Genomic DNA, 15573 nt, shown 5'->3' with positions numbered 1-15573 from the left:
TCCCGCACATAAAGCATCGAAACTTGATCCGATCGAGTCGCTGCGATTTGAATAAAATAGCTGCTGGTTGCTAGCTACGGCTGCTGGAAGTGCGTGAGTGGGAGGCGCTTTACATCAACATTCGTTGATTGGTATTCCTCGTTCGTTATTCTTGATGCTGGCGCTATAGTTTGAATATCGTGCTGTGTGAGTTATTTACTGATATCGGACAACTCATTGTTTGGCTTCTTTATTTTAAAGAAAATACTACTTAAGATAACAGCCGTCATGTAGCAAAGGGCTAGCGCGAAGGCTGTAGTGCCTCTTATAAAATAGAATATAATCGAAGTCCCACTCAATGCTATTATATTCAATGTAGTCTTTATAGCAAGATTCGATTTTTCAGCTTTGATCATCTTGCGAAAAACAAATACACTGATGAGAAAAACAGGCAAGGATATAAATAGTCCAAATGTCAGGATTAAGAAGTAAATCTGAATTACATCGACATTCGCTTTTAAAGGGGTATCAAAAGCATAGTAGGTAACTATCATTAGTGGACCAATGATTAAGGTGGAGAACCATTGTTTTAGTGGATAAGCAGAATTCATTTTCCTGAAGTTCGTAAAAACAATTTTTTATTTATCACTTCTGGGCACGATGATGAATGTTAAATTATCGGCATTGAAAATAGAAGTGTACTTATCGGAAATAACTGTATGCTTGCTCATGTGCAATATATCTTTATACAAAAGGAAAGTGCAAATATCAGTGGAGGTCATAAATGGCTGATCGGCCAGCACATGTGAGTGGTATGTACCTACGCTATTGTTGTCAGCTCCAATGGGGATTAAAGATTTATGTAATTGAGCCTTCTTTATGATTTCATTTTTTTCGTTGAACCATAATTTATAATCATTACCAATACATAATTGTTTTTCATTGCTTCCGGTAAGTATAAATACAATTCGTTCATTCGGAGTTATAATAGGTATAAAATTGGGACTTGTCCTTTCATAAAATGTGAAAAAGTTTCCTTCGTTCTTCCTTAACTTTTCGAACGCTACATTTCGCAATGCCATTAAATCGTTTTCTTTTGAAGTTGCAGCCCTGGCACTTGCGTTTACAATCCCGTTATGTTCATTGGCAATACTGTCATAACCTATTGTTAAAAGAATTTGCCCAGCTTTATTCCAAAATATAGTGTTGGTGGTATCGCCTTTAGAATAGGATAGGTAGCCGGTTATTTGATTTAGCAATGAAGCATTGTCATGAAGCAATATATCGGTACTATGCCAAGATGCTTTTTCAAGTTTATATAATTGTAATGCTTCCTCAAGAATGATAGCTCTTGACTTCTGTAGATCCTTATCCTGACTAAAAGTGTTATAACCCGATAACAGCCAAATAAAAAGTAGGATGACTTTACCTTTTATAGGTGAATGTGCCACGGTGGTTGGATGGTTCATTTTTAGCGTTGCGGATAAGGCTGACAAATCGGTTAATGATTTGGATTCAATAAACAGTGCGGTTATCGTTTGTCATGATTCAAATATAGCCGTAAATAAAGATAAAAACAGGGGGAGCGTTGCAGCTAAAATATCTCTTTCGTCAACTAAAATAGTCGGTTTAATCTCCACTCCCTCAGGTTCCTGCAGTCAGTAGCTTTACATCCCCTGCCATTTTATAGCAACGGCTGAATGACCCTGTAAACATTTTCAGCTACAATCTTGTGTCCTGCTACGTTGGGATGGATGCCATCGGCCTGGTTCAGCTTTTCACTGCCCGCCACATCCTGCAATAAAAATGGTATAAGCGTTATATTGTTCTTCCTGGCCAGGTCCGGGTACATTTTTTTAAATTTAGCCGTATAGTCCGGGCCGAGGTTGGGTGGCACCATCATACCGGCCAGTACAATTTTAGCTTTGGGATATTTAGCCTTTACTTTATCGATGATCTGTTGAAGATTCTTTTGCGTCTGATCGAGCGGGAGCCCGCGAAGGCCATCGTTTGCGCCTAACTCGAGCACAAATATATCTACCGGTTGTCGAAGCACCCATTCAAGTCTGGATACGCCACCGGCTGAAGTTTCGCCGCTCAGTCCGGCATTGATCACTTTACAGGGCTTGCCTTGCTGTTTGATTTTTTTCTCAACCAGTGCAGGGAATGCTTCTTCCGGTGAAACGCCCAGGCCAGCGGTGAGGCTGTCGCCATAGAACAGAATAGTTTTTGTGGAATTACCTGCCTGAAATAAAAGCAGGAATGAAATAATCAATCCTAATTTTCCGACCATATATGAAAAAATCTGTTAGTGATATCCTGAAACCAGAACAATTTTAGTTCTTTTAACGATTACTCATACAAGCTGATAACAAAAACCATGTCAAATACGGTATTACAAACCGAGAATCTCACCAAAGTTTATCGCTCTGCGAGCAACGAACTTACAGTGCTCGATCATGTTTCGTTCTCTGTGCAACAGGGAAATTCGGTAGCAATCATTGGTCCTTCCGGCAGTGGAAAGACTACATTGCTCGGATTATGTGCCGGGCTGGATACTCCTTCTTCTGGCACCGTATCGCTCATGGGCTTCAAGCTTAATGCCATGAATGAAGACGATCGTGCCTATATACGCAATCAATATGTAGGCTTTGTGTTCCAGAATTTTCAGTTGCTCTCTACACTTACAGCATTGGAGAATGTAATGGTGCCGCTGGAGCTTCGTGGCGAACGCAACGTGCAACCCAAAGCCATAGGCTTGTTGGAAAGAGTAGGACTGGGAAGCCGGCTTCATCATTATCCTTCACAATTGTCGGGAGGCGAGCAGCAGCGTGTAGCGATGGCTCGTGCGTTTATCACCGATCCGAAAATATTGTTTGCTGATGAACCCACGGGTAATCTTGATGAAGAAAATGCCCACAGCATTACCGAACTTCTTTTTGGTATGAACAAGGAGAACGGCACTACACTGGTGCTCGTAACGCACAACCTCGATCTTGCCCAGCGCACACAGCGTATCCTTCGCATGAGGGGCGGCAAGCTCGTAGAAGAGGTGCATACATCCATGGCAGTAGCGAATGATTAAGATTAAAAATTAGAAGATTGGAAGATTAAAAAATTAAAATGAAATCTTCCAATCTTCTAAATTTCAACTATACATTTCGATCCGATGATTGAGTATATCATAAAGCTGAAGCGGAAAACGAAGAATATATTTACCGACCGTTGGGTATGGACAATGGCGTGGCGCGATGCCCGTCATAACTTTTCGCGCTTGCTGTTGTTCACCGCTTCACTCGTAACCGGTATAGCAGCCGTAGTGGCGCTCGACTCGCTGAACTATGCTTTGCAGAATGATATAGACCGCAATGCTAAAGAACTGATCGGTGCCGACTTTGTAGTGAATGGCGATAAGAAGTTTAGTCCTGAGTTGAAGAAAGCATTTGATTCAGTAGGCATGGCGCAGGCTTCGGAGGCAGATATGGCGTCCATGGTGCTGTTTCTCAATAACAATCAATCGCGTCTTATACGACTGGTGGCGTTGGCCGGTCCGTTTCCTTTTTACGGAGAGATAGAGACGTTACCGGCGGATACCTATACACGTGTGCAAGGCGGTGGTTATGCCATGCTGGATGAAACGCTGGCCAGCCAGTTTGATGTAAGCTCTGGCGACTCCTTGCGATTAGGCAAAAGTGTATTTAAAGTAGCGGGAGTTGTAAAGAAAATTCCCGGTGGAGGCGGTATTATGACGACCTTCACGCCATCCGTATATATATCCATGGCTGACCTGTACTCTACAGGGTTGGTGCAATACGGAAGCCGTGTTAGTTATAAGCAATATTTCAAGGCTGATAATGACGAGCAGGTAAAGAGTGTAGAGAAAACGCTGGGCCCGATCGTAAAACAGGCAGGCCATTCGTATGAGACTGTGGAGGGACGCAAGGCGAGTCTTGGAGAAGGTTTCATGTCCATCTATAGGTTCTTCTCACTGCTGGGATTTGTAGCGCTCATTCTCGGTTGTATTGGTGTAGCAAGCTCGGTGCATATATATGCCCGTGAGAAGCGCGAAGAGGTGGCGATGCTGCGATGTGCAGGTTCTTCAGGATGGCAGGCGTTCAATATATACTTTATCCAGATCTTTATACTTGGCATTGCTGGGAGCATTGTTGGTTCGCTGATCGGCATCGGTATACAGCAGGTTATTCCCGTGTTGCTTAAAAATGTTATACCGTTTGATGTTGGCTTCTCTCTTTCGATACGCTCGCTGCTGGTAGGGCTGTTATTGGGTACAGTAGTATCTATACTCTTTTCGATATTGCCGCTCATCTCGGTAAGGTTTGTGCCACCGCTTACGGTGTTGCGCGCCTCATCGGATACAGCTATCCAAAACCGTTTTTCCAAGACGAGAATTACCGTGCTGGTATTGATTGCGTTGTTTCCGATGGCTTTTGCGGCCATACAAACGCGCAGTCTGATGACGGGTGCCATGTTCTTCCTCGGACTGATTACAGCGCTGGCATGCCTGGCATTGGTGGCTACATTTTTACTCTTTCTTGTTCGTAAATTTTTTCCGAGTCGGGCCGGATTTGTATGGAGGCACTCATTGTCGAGTTTATTTCGCCCCAACAACCAAACGCGTGTGCTGCTGGTAACCATTGGTCTGGGCGCCTTCATTATCTCTACGTTGAATATAGTACAGCAAAGTATGCTGAGCCAGGTGGAGTTTACCGGACAGGAGAATCAATCCAATACTATATTATTTGATATACAGCCTTCGCAGAAAGAAGGTGTGGTAAAATTGATGGAGGAGAACAAGCTTAGGGTAAACCAGGTAGTGCCCATCATTACCTGCCGCCTGAGCGAAGTGAAGGGTAAATCAGTTGAAGCCATGCAGAATGATACTACCGATCATATACCGAACTGGGCATTATCGCGCGAGTATCGCGTTACCTACCGCGATACCTTAACGGCTTCTGAAGAGCTGCTCAAGGGTGAGTTGCAAAAGAAACAGGCCGGCAAAGATTCCATCTGGGTAACCATCTCCGAAGGCATGGAAGAGAACTTACAGGTAGGTGTAGGCGATTCGCTCGTGTTCGATATGCAAGGTATACCCATGCGGGTACGTATAGCGGGCATACGCAAAGTAGACTGGCCGAAAGATCCGCCCAACTTCATCTTTGTCTTTCCAAAAGGTGTGCTGGAAAATGCACCGCAGATATTTGTAACGGCTACACGCATTGATGACCAGCAGCGCGCCAATACATTTCAACAACAGTTGGTGTTGCAATACCCGAATGTATCGCTGATCGATCTGCGTCTCATCCTGAGCACAGTAAATGATCTGTTCAATAAGCTCGGGCTTGTAATCCGCTTCCTGGCGCTCTTCAGTATTATTACCGGGCTGGTGGTATTGGCCGGTGCCGTAATCAACAGTAAGTTCGTACGCATCCGGGAAAATGTATTGTTGCGTACGGTAGGAGCACGCACACGTCAGATCACCTTGATCACCCTGATTGAATATGCATGGCTGGGGCTGTTTGCCGCCCTTACGGGAATGATTCTGTCGATGGGAGGAGGCTGGCTCCTCACGAAATTCTTCTTCGAGATTACGTTTGGCTTCGACTGGATTGAACTGGTGATCATTGCTTCGGGAGTAATTTTTCTCACGATGATCATTGGCTGGCTTAATTCACGCGAGGTGATCAGTACACCTCCGTTGCAGATACTGCGAAAGGAGAGCTGATAAAATAACAAAGCCCATGGTATATACCGTGGGCTTTGCTGAACAGAGATCAGTAAAAATTTATCCCTTCAAAAATTTGTTGGCTTTTTGTTTGATCATATCACGATCTGCCGTGATAGAAGGATCGCTGTAAACGTGCTGTGATATCTCAGCAACAACACCTTTCTTGAATCCCAGTTTTTCAGCAATGTGTTCGCAGAAAACAATTTCACTTCTGAAAACCTGTCCGTCCATCTTCATCAGCTGGATCAGGAAGTAGAGGTGCTCAAATTTTTCATCGTTGGTAAGGCTGTTCATACTGCCGATAGGCTGTGGATTATTCAGCAGCTGGTCAACTTCTTCCTTACTGATGCCGTTTGCTTTGGCAATAGTCTGGATGAGTTTAGATTCGCGATCGGCTACTTTTTTATCGCTGGCAGCCAGATTGATTAGCACATTTAATTCGGCTTTTTTGTCAAAAATCATAGAAGCTCTTGGTTAGAAAATGCAAATGTTAAAAAATGAACTATGAAATTCAGTGTAAAATACAATGTTTTAATACATCAACAAAATAATTACCTGGCATCCTGCACCATGCAACCCTTATATTCGCAGGTTGTCTTTGGTGCAAATATGATAGTCGTATGAAGAATTTATTAAGTATAGTCCTCCTGGTAACCTGCCTTGCAGGTGCATGGGCTCAACAGAGTCAGACCCGTTCCATCGGTTCATTCTCGGGTATAAAAGTAGCAGAAGGTGTGAATGTTTATCTCAAAAAAGGAGATAAGGAGAGCCTGCGGGTAGAAGTATCCGGCACCGATGCCGATAATGTTATTACCGAAATAGCAGGTTCATACCTCAAAGTACACATGAAAGACGGGCGGTATCGCGGCAACGTGAGCGCCAAAGTATATGTTACGTATGTTCAGCTCGATAAACTTTCTGCCAGCTCGGCCGGCAGCATCTATGCCGAAGACGCGATAAAAAGTACAAACATGGATATCAGCGCGTCCAGTGCCGGAGAGATTGAAGTAACACTCGATGCTGAAAGTGTATCGGCCAGCGCATCCAGCGCCGCGGAGCTTACGCTGAGTGGCAAAACCAAAGCCTTGACCGTAGAGACCAGCAGTGCCGGAGAAATAGATGCCTATAGCCTCGATGCCCAGAATGTGCAGGCCGAAGCGTCCAGTGCAGGCTCTATCAAGATCAGTGTTTCAAACGACCTGGTAGCACATGCCAGCAGCGGTGGCACAATTCGCTTCCGCGGAAATCCGAATAAATCCATTACCGATTCCAGCAGCGGCGGCTCTGTAAAGAAATCGAGCTAAGAGATATACCTATAAATTCTGCTATAGTAAATCCGGTAGAGTAAATAAGAAGTCCATGCATAGTCGTGGACTTTTCTTTTACATCGGATCAACATCCACAATCACGCGGGCATTGCGGAAAGCTTTGTCTGTTATCAATTGACCGGTTAATGCAGCGATCGTCTTCTTGATTGCGGCCAGATCATATTTACCGCGCGGAATCTTGAGCAGTATATTCATCAGGAACTGATTCCTGATCTTGGAGATAGCAGGCTCGCCCGGGCCCAGTATGCGGATGTAGGAGAGATGCAGGCGCAATTGTTCCGCTAGTGTTTCAGAAGCATTTCTGCATGTTTTCTTGTCTGTATGTTTTATTGTAATCTCGATCAGGCGCGTGAAAGGAGGATAATCATGTGCCTGCCGGTCGGCCAGTTGTGCCGAGAAAAATTCCCGGAAGTTATGGCGCAATATAGTTTGCAACAGCGGGTGATCAGGACTTGATGTCTGGATCACTACGAGCCCGGGTTTATCTCTTCTGCCTGCACGGCCACTTACTTGCGTGATGAGCTGGAAGGCACGTTCATACGAACGAAAATCAGGAAAGTGAATCATGCGATCGGCATTAAATATACCCACCAGGCTCACGTGGTCGAAATCAAGACCTTTTGTTACCATCTGCGTGCCCACCAGTATATTTGTTTCGCCTCGTTCAAACTGATCGATGATGGTTTCATAACCTGTTTTGGATCGTGTGGTATCGAGATCCATGCGCTGCACTTGCGCGGAAGGAAAATGCAGGCTAAGTTCTTCTTCCAGTTTTTCAGTGCCATAGCCCACGGTACGAATACGGGTAGAGGTGCACACCGGACATTGCTGCGGCAGCGTTTCTTTATACCCACAATAATGACATACCAGTGCATTTCTGAATTGGTGATAGGTGAGGCTCACAGCACAGTTTACACACTTGGGCACCCAGCCGCAGTCTTCACAATTTACCATTGGCGAGTAGCCTCTGCGATTCTGAAAGATGATGACTTGCTCTTTGGAAGCCAGCGCATCTTCTATTTTCTTCAGCAGCAGTCCGGAAAATTCTCCCTTGATTGTTTTTTGTTTTCGTTCGCGGCCCATATCGGCCAGCACTACTTGCGGCAGTTGGGCATCGCCGAAGCGTTTGGTCAGTTCAACCAATCCATATTTACCTTGCTGTGCCTGGTAATACGATTCCACGGATGGCGTAGCAGAGCCGAGCAATACTTTGGCGTGATGCATCTGCGCCATTACCATCGCTACATCGCGTGCATTGTAGCGGGGCGCAGGTTCCTGCTGTTTGTATGAGGCATCGTGTTCTTCATCTACAATGATTAACCCCAGGTTATCGAACGGTAAAAATATAGAGGAGCGAACCCCGACAATGAAATTAAATTTACCCTGCAACACACCGTTCCACACTTCAACGCGCTCGGCATCGGAGAATTTGGAGTGATATATACCCATGGAAGCTCCGAATACTTTTTTAAGTCGCTGCACGATCTGTGTGGTGAGTGCTATCTCCGGTAGCAGGTATAGCACCTGTGTGTTGCTGTCGAGCGCCTTGCGGATGAGGTTGATATATATTTCCGTTTTACCGCTCCCGGTGATGCCGTGCAGCAAGGTAACAGCATGCGTTTCAAAATTTTTGAAGATGTCGCTTTGTGCATGTTCCTGGTCTTCGCTCAAAAGTATTACCGGAGGTTGTGAGGCCTCCGGTATATCAAATCGGGGTACCACCACTTCGAACTCTTCAAAGACATTATGTTTGATGAGTGTACTGAGTGATGATTCAGATATATCTTCCGATAACAGCTTCTTTCTGGCCAGCCCGGATTTGTTGGCATCGGCATGATGCATGACCGGAACGTGCTGTAGATATTTCAATACTACATCCTCCTGCTTTGGTTTTTCCGCAATGAGGTTGAATAATTTTTCCAGTGCTTCCGATGATGCATACGCAGATGTGAGGCGTACTTTCTTTTCTATCTTCGGCCTGTATTTTTCGCGTATCTCTTCAAAGAGTATAATAGCCTCTTTGCCGGTTAGCGATTTAAGGATGGAGTAAAGATGTTTGGTGCCCAGCAGTTTGGCAATGTCAGAATACGTAAGCGACTCTTGCTGTAATCGCTTGAGTAGTATAATTTCTTTTTCTGAAAATGCCTGATCGGTTTCTTCGAGGTTAAAAGCCGGGTGTATCTGCACCATCGATTCGCTCGATAATTTCAAGCCGGAAGGCAGTGCAGCGTTGAGCACTTCGCCCATGGTGCACATATAGTAATCGGCCATCCACTGAAAGAGCTTCAACTGCAGATCGTTGAGGGAAGGGAAGTCGTCCAGCAGCTCGAGTATATATTTGGCTTCATATTCTTTGGGGGCCTGCTTGTGCAAGGCTACAATGATGCCGGTAACAATTTTGCGATCACCAAACTGTACGATCACCCGTTGCCCGGCTGCTACCCGCTCATTGAGCACGTGCGGCACGCGGTAGGTGAAGAGCTTGGGGATAGGCACCGGCAGCAGCAGCTCTGCAAAGAATGTATCGATGGTATAAGGCTGATCGAAAATTTCCACTTCCCAAAAAAAGCTATTTTTTTCCGGCTATTATAATCGCGTGTGTTACTGGCTGCTATCGTTTTGAGGCTGTGAATGTTTTGAGCCTTTCGTAGATGCGGTTAACATCCCGCGAGTGGTAGGTGCCCGTAATGCGGAAGATGCGCGTGGGGTTGGAAGAGTCCATCTCGAAGAGAAACACTATTTCGTTATCGATAATAAACGCCAGGTTTTTCAGGGATAATGTGGCGCTTAACTTCTTGAGGGTCTGGAAAGCTTTGTCGGTGAGTGTTACGTCAAAGAAAGAAAAGTTTTGTTCCTGTATTTCCGTGAGGCCGCTTACGTATTCAAATCCATCGATCGTTACTACCGGCTGATCGGTAACGCATACATGCACCTTCTTTTCCGATAATGTTACAACCCGCGGCTTGGAAGTATATTTCGTACATTCCACCGTAAAGTAAACCCCCGTAGGCGACTGGGCATATACCCACGATGCAATACACAACAGCCCGGGGAGAATCAATATTCCCGGAAGGTGCTGAGCTAAACATGCTTTCAGGGGGCGTTGATGGAGCATGGCTATCGAAGATAGACAATTGCCAGGAAAGCTGCTATAATAGAGCTGCCAGCTTCTGGCTGCCAGCCGCTAGACGTGCGGGGCAGAGGCCTGAGTGTGGTATTTGTCGCGATTTATTGAACACTTTCACGCCTCTGGGCAGCTAGCGGTTGGAAGCTTGCAGCCTCCTAATTTGCTCTTCTGCTTCCTTCGCGGTATGCACGGGCAACTGACATGTTTTATTACGACATACATAAACCGTAGACTGGCCGTTGGCTGTTTTGTCGCTGAGCAGTGGTAATGTGCTGGTATCGGCTGTTCCGAAATAAAGCGCGAACGGATAAAAGTGTTGCTGTAAATTTTTCCGAATATCGTGCAGATCATCGCCCACAATTGCGACCTCTACCAGGCCTTTACGGATGGAAGTGTATACTATTGCCCAATACGACATATAGTTCGGCTCGCCTTTTATCAGGTGACTGAAAGATGCAGTCATCGTGGCTGCGCGTTCTTTCCAGTCATCGCGATCCAATATGGTGCCGAGGGCTAACAGGTTGTGCGCCATAATTGCGTTTGAAGAAGGTATAACATTGTCGAATATTTCCTTCTTGCGCGTGATCAGTTCTTCCGCATCACTGCCGGTATAAAAGAAGTATCCTTCTGCGGCATCGAAAAATTTATCCAGTGTAAACTCCAACAACAGCGCAGCACGATTGATCCAGTATTCGTTGAATGTTACTTCGTATAATCGAATGTATGCCTGGATTACGTATGCATAGTCATCGAGAAAACCTTCTACGCCGGAACGATGCCCTTTAAAAGAACGATATAGTTTTGTTCCTACCATTAGTTCATTTTCCAGAAACTGCATGTTGCGAATGGCAGCGTTCAGGAATTGTTTATCCGCGAATGCCTTACAGGCATCGGTCAATCCTACAATCATCATCGCATTCCAGGCGGTAATGATCTTGTCGTCAAGACCGGGTTTGATGCGCTTCCCGCGTTCGTGCAGCAGTATATCTTTACTTCGCGTCAGTGTATCTTGCCACTGCAATGGATCGAGCTTTTCCTTTGCCAGAAATACTTCATCCGTGTGATGTCGTGTAAGAATGTTCAGGCCATGTTCCCAATTACCTTGCGGTGATATTGAATAATACGAAGAAACAGCCGCTGCATTTTCTTTCAGCAGTGTGTTGATCTCATCGCTCGTCCAGCAGTAATATTTACCTTCTACTCCTTCGCTGTCGGCATCGAGCGCAGAATAAAAGCCTCCTGCAGTACTGGTCATCTCGCGTTGCAGCCATTGAAACGTGTCATACACAATCGTCTTGAATTCATTATCACCAGTAAGTGTATAGGCTTCTGCGTACAGACTTAGTAATTGGGCATTATCATACAACATCTTCTCAAAGTGTGGAGCAAACCATTCTCCATCTACCGAGTAGCGGGCAAAACCTCCTCCGATCTGATCATATATACCACCCATACCCACTTTGCGCAGAGTTAGCAGCACCTGTTGTAAGGCTTTTTCATTTTGCGTTATATGGTGGTAGCGCAGCAACCATTGCCACACCGAAGGCATAATGAATTTAGGAGCACGATCCATACCTCCCCAGCGAGTATCAAAGTGTGCGGCCAGTTTCTGGTAAATGCCCTCTATGTCCTGACGAAGATCTGTATCGCCATGATTCTGCCGGAAGCGCTCAACATCCGAGCGATGCAAATGCAACCGAAGCTCTTCGGCGGTGCTCTCTATCTCGGTGCGATTGCCTATAAATGCACGGTTAATATTTGTGAGTATCTGTACCCATGCCTGCGGTGTAAAGTACGTGCCGCCAAAGAATGGTTTTTGTTCTGGCGTTAGAAATACATTCAGCGGCCATCCTCCGTTTACACCCATCGCCTGCACCGAATCCATATATATCTGGTCGATGTCGGGGCGTTCTTCGCGATCAACCTTGATGCACACAAAGTGTTCGTTCATTACGTTGGCTATATCGTGGTTCTCAAACGACTCGCGTTCCATTACGTGGCACCAGTGGCATGACGAATAGCCAATGCTTACCAATATGGGTTTATCTTCTTTGCGCGCTTTTTCAAGCGCTTCTTTTCCCCATTCAAACCAGTCAACCGGGTTGTGAGCGTGTTGTAGCAGGTAAGGTGATGTTGAATGGATCAGTCGGTTGCTCATGAATTGTAAATCTTATTGTCAGAAATAAAAAGTGGTAATAATACTACAAGGTAATCGCCAATAATCATACCCGCAGTTGATGGATATATTATTGAAGTTGTGATCGAAGAGTGGCTATTTCTTCATCAACATTTACCCACGATTTTAGTTCTTCAAGTTTCTGAAGCGTATCGCGTAAAAATTTTTGGTGCGCTGCCGAAGCAGGGTGGAAGGGCTTATGATGCAACGCCTGTTGAATACCCTTCCATCGCTCGATGAAGTCTTTTAAGCGAACATCGAAATAGCGTGCAGCAAATTGTTCCCAGATATAGTCTTCGGCTTGCTCGGTTGGGTGAAGCATGTCGCTTTTATAAAAACGATAATCGCGCAGGTCGTCCAGTTGTATCTCATAAGCCGGAAAATATACCACATCGAGGTAAGCCTCTTGCAGCGTATGGCACGCCACACGCAGTATACTTTTACTCACGCTGTTCAGTTCCAGGGTGTCTTTGATATGCCGCACCGGGCTCACCGTTAAAATGATGCGTATAGCTGGGTTAAGAGCTTTCAGCCCTGTATACATTTCTTCGAAAGAGGCAACGATCTGATTGTGCGATAACAGCGACTTTCTGAATTGACTGGCGGGCTGCTTATGGCAATTGGCCACGATCTCGCCCGTATCTGCCCGCTCATAAACCCAGGCAGTGCCGTAGGTGAGAAGAAGCCATTGTGCGTCTTTTAGAAAATGATGGGTTGCCCCAATGGTGTTGATGAGCTGGTGCTGTAATACTGTTTTGCTGAGCGCCGAAATCTCAGAGTGAAAATCGTAATTTAGAAAAACATCGTGGTGGGTTAGAAAGGTATGGTCGGGAACCGTTTCGTTGAAAATGCTGTACCGTAACGCCCGGTGCATGGATACAGGATTGTAAAGCACCCCGAACGGATTGGCAAGCGTTTGCATCTTAGACCGGCTCATGCGTGAGCCGATGGCATCGGCAAAACATGATCCCAGGGTGGCGATCCGGTCGGAAAGAGAAATGGTGTGCGTTGACACACCTGCATTTAAAGTGGTTCTGAAAGGGTTCATAAATTATGTTACCGCAAACACTTGAAAATTTAGCGTGTTTTGAAGTACTTTAGATTCACAATTGACTTAATCATTCAATCAAAAATATGAACAACGACCTGATTGCATCTGAAAAAATCCCTGTAAAAATCTTTAGCGGTTCAACCGAGGCTTCTGAGTTTGTAGCCAAAGAGATCGCAGCTTTGATTAAAAACCGTCAGTTGGAAGGTAAGCCCTGTGTTCTGGGCCTGGCTACCGGTTCAACGCCTACCCGTGTGTATGCCGAGCTCGTGCGCATGCATAAAGAGGAGGGGCTGAGCTTCAGGCATGTGCATACATTTAACCTGGATGAATATTTCCCAATGCAGCCCGACACTCTGCAGAGTTACGTGCGCTTCATGAATGAGCACCTGTTCAATCACATCGATATTCCCAAAAACCAGGTGCACATTCCCGATGGTACCTTGTCAAAAGAGAAGGTAGCGGATTTTTGTAAAGACTATGAGCGCAAGATCGATGAGCTGGGTGGTATTGATATACAAATACTGGGTATAGGCCGTACAGGTCACATCGGTTTTAACGAACCTGGTTCTACAGAGAAATCATTCACCCGCCTCGTTACACTCGACCAGGTAACCCGTATCGATGCAGCTAGCGATTTCTTTGGGGAAGAGAATGTGCCACGCAAGGCAATTACCATGGGCGTTGGATCAATTCTGAAAGCCAAGCGCGTGATTATGATGGCATGGGGCGAAGGCAAGGCAAAAGTGATCAAGAAAGCGGTAGAAGGGCCAGTCACCGACCAGATCCCTTCTTCATTCCTCCAAAAGCACGACAACTGCCTGGTGGTATTAGACGATGCAGCGTCTTCCGAACTTGTTCGCATCAAAACACCGTGGTTGCTGGATAGCATTGAATGGAACGAAACACGTATCCGTAAAGCGGTAGTTTGGTTGTGCCAGGTGCTCGGTAAACCAGTCTTGAAACTTACCAACCACGACTATATGGAGCATGGTATGGGCGATATCATTACGGAGTTTGGTTCGGCTTACCAGGTAAATATTAAAGTATTCAACTACCTGCAGCATACCATTACCGGCTGGCCGGGAGGTAAACCCAATGCAGATGATACGCACCGCCCGGAGCGCGCCAATCCATTTCCGAAGCGCGTTATCATTTTTTCGCCACACCCTGACGATGATGTGATCTCGATGGGAGGTACCTTCATCCGCCTGGTAGACCAGGGGCATGAAGTGCATGTAGCCTATCAGACTTCCGGAAATATAGCGGTGTTTGATGACGATGCTGTTCGCTTTGCAGATTTCGTTCGCGACTTTAACATTCAGTTCGGTCTGAGTAAAGATGATGGTGAGAAGTTCTATAAGAAAGTAGTGGAGTCAATCCGCCAGAAGGGCCCCGGACAAAATGATACTCCGGAGGTATTGAAGATCAAAGGACTAATTCGCAGAGGAGAAGCAAAAGCAGGTGGCCGCTATGTAGGTCTGCCGGATGAGCAGATGCACTTCCTCGATATGCCTTTCTATGAAACCGGAGCGGTAAAGAAAAAGCCGTTGGGTGAAGATGATATCAAAATCACCATGGATCTTATCGAAAAGATCAAGCCACACCAGATCTATGCTGCCGGCGATTTGTCTGACCCGCACGGTACACACCGCGTGTGTCTGGCAGCCGTAATGGAAGCGGTGAACCGACTGAAGAACAAAGACTGGATGAAAGACTGCTGGGTATGGTTGTACCGTGGTGCTTGGCAGGAGTGGGATATCGACCAGATTGAAATGGCCGTGCCGTTGAGTCCGGATGAATTGATGCGCAAGCGCAGAGCTGTATTCAAGCACCAGTCGCAGAAAGACAGCGCTATGTTCCCGGGCAGCGACAAGCGCGAGTTCTGGATGCGTGCAGAAGACCGCAACCACGCTACCGCAGAAGCCTACAATAAACTGGGCCTCGCTGAATACGAAGCGATGGAAGCGTTTGTAAGACACAAATTTTAAAAATAGCTGCGAGCTTCTGGCTACAAGCTGCTAGAAGTGTGAGCGAGAGTGGTGTGTGTGCCTTCAATTTGAAAAGCATACACACCACTTTATTTTTCCAGTAACTTGAGGCCTGCAGCTAGCGGCTATTGGTGTCCGGGGAAACTAAGTTAAAAAAATGAAGCGGGGTCATTTCTAA

At 45.9% G+C, this 15573-nt stretch carries 11 protein-coding genes; 4 read left to right on the top strand and 7 right to left on the bottom strand.

The features are described from left to right. Positions 1 to 617 precede the first annotated feature (617 nt). On the bottom strand, positions 618 to 1448 hold the full coding sequence (locus V7Q33_RS21660; RefSeq protein WP_333821239.1) for a hypothetical protein: 831 nt from the start codon (positions 1446 to 1448) through the stop codon (positions 618 to 620). A 215-nt stretch (positions 1449 to 1663) separates the two neighbouring features. Then, positions 1664 to 2272 (bottom strand): arylesterase, encoded by a 609-nt coding sequence (locus V7Q33_RS21655; protein ID WP_333821238.1) that lies wholly within the window; start codon positions 2270 to 2272, stop codon positions 1664 to 1666. 87 nt (positions 2273 to 2359) lie between these two features. Here V7Q33_RS21655 and V7Q33_RS21650 point away from each other — a divergent pair, with 87 nt between their 5' ends. Both V7Q33_RS21650 and V7Q33_RS21645 read left to right on the top strand, forming a co-directional pair. Next, positions 2360 to 3064, top strand: coding sequence for an ABC transporter ATP-binding protein (locus tag V7Q33_RS21650; protein ID WP_333821237.1), 705 nt, complete (start codon positions 2360 to 2362; stop codon positions 3062 to 3064). An 84-nt stretch (positions 3065 to 3148) separates the two neighbouring features. Continuing rightward, entirely contained in the window at positions 3149 to 5722 is a 2574-nt protein-coding gene (locus V7Q33_RS21645) for an ABC transporter permease (protein WP_333821236.1), read from the top strand. A gap of 60 nt (positions 5723 to 5782) precedes the next feature. On the opposite strand, the gene V7Q33_RS21640 is transcribed toward V7Q33_RS21645, so the two are convergent. Continuing rightward, the gene (locus V7Q33_RS21640; protein ID WP_331975703.1) at positions 5783 to 6187 is read right to left on the bottom strand and encodes a tellurite resistance TerB family protein; all 405 of its coding nucleotides are present in this window, start codon (positions 6185 to 6187) and stop codon (positions 5783 to 5785) included. 158 nt (positions 6188 to 6345) lie between these two features. Here V7Q33_RS21640 and V7Q33_RS21635 point away from each other — a divergent pair, with 158 nt between their 5' ends. Next, positions 6346 to 7029 carry a head GIN domain-containing protein gene (locus tag V7Q33_RS21635; RefSeq protein ID WP_333821235.1) on the top strand — a complete coding sequence of 228 codons (684 nt, stop codon included), beginning with the start codon at positions 6346 to 6348 and terminating at the stop codon, positions 7027 to 7029. Positions 7030 to 7107: 78 nt separating this feature from the next. On the opposite strand, the gene priA is transcribed toward V7Q33_RS21635, so the two are convergent. The 4 genes from priA to V7Q33_RS21615 all read right to left on the bottom strand — a co-directional run bounded on the left by priA (position 7108) and on the right by V7Q33_RS21615 (position 13404). Further along, positions 7108 to 9609 (bottom strand): replication restart helicase PriA, encoded by a 2502-nt coding sequence (priA, locus tag V7Q33_RS21630; protein ID WP_333821234.1) that lies wholly within the window; start codon positions 9607 to 9609, stop codon positions 7108 to 7110. Positions 9610 to 9664: 55 nt separating this feature from the next. Next, positions 9665 to 10168 (bottom strand): hypothetical protein, encoded by a 504-nt coding sequence (locus tag V7Q33_RS21625; RefSeq protein WP_333821233.1) that lies wholly within the window; start codon positions 10166 to 10168, stop codon positions 9665 to 9667. A 142-nt stretch (positions 10169 to 10310) separates the two neighbouring features. Beyond that, a complete protein-coding gene (locus V7Q33_RS21620) occupies positions 10311 to 12338 on the bottom strand; it encodes a thioredoxin domain-containing protein (RefSeq protein WP_333821232.1) in 2028 nt (675 codons plus the stop codon). Between the two features lie 88 nt (positions 12339 to 12426). Beyond that, positions 12427 to 13404 carry a GSCFA domain-containing protein gene (locus V7Q33_RS21615; RefSeq protein WP_331975693.1) on the bottom strand — a complete coding sequence of 326 codons (978 nt, stop codon included), beginning with the start codon at positions 13402 to 13404 and terminating at the stop codon, positions 12427 to 12429. 86 nt (positions 13405 to 13490) lie between these two features. On the opposite strand from V7Q33_RS21615, the gene nagB reads away from it, so the two are divergent. After that, positions 13491 to 15395 carry a glucosamine-6-phosphate deaminase gene (gene nagB, locus V7Q33_RS21610; protein WP_331975691.1) on the top strand — a complete coding sequence of 635 codons (1905 nt, stop codon included), beginning with the start codon at positions 13491 to 13493 and terminating at the stop codon, positions 15393 to 15395. The last annotated feature ends 178 nt before the right edge of the window (positions 15396 to 15573 follow it).

It is taken from the genome of Ohtaekwangia sp. (assembly GCF_036786105.1).
Classification (GTDB): domain Bacteria; phylum Bacteroidota; class Bacteroidia; order Cytophagales; family Cyclobacteriaceae; genus Ohtaekwangia.
This window is presented reverse-complemented; position numbering and strand designations above follow the sequence as displayed.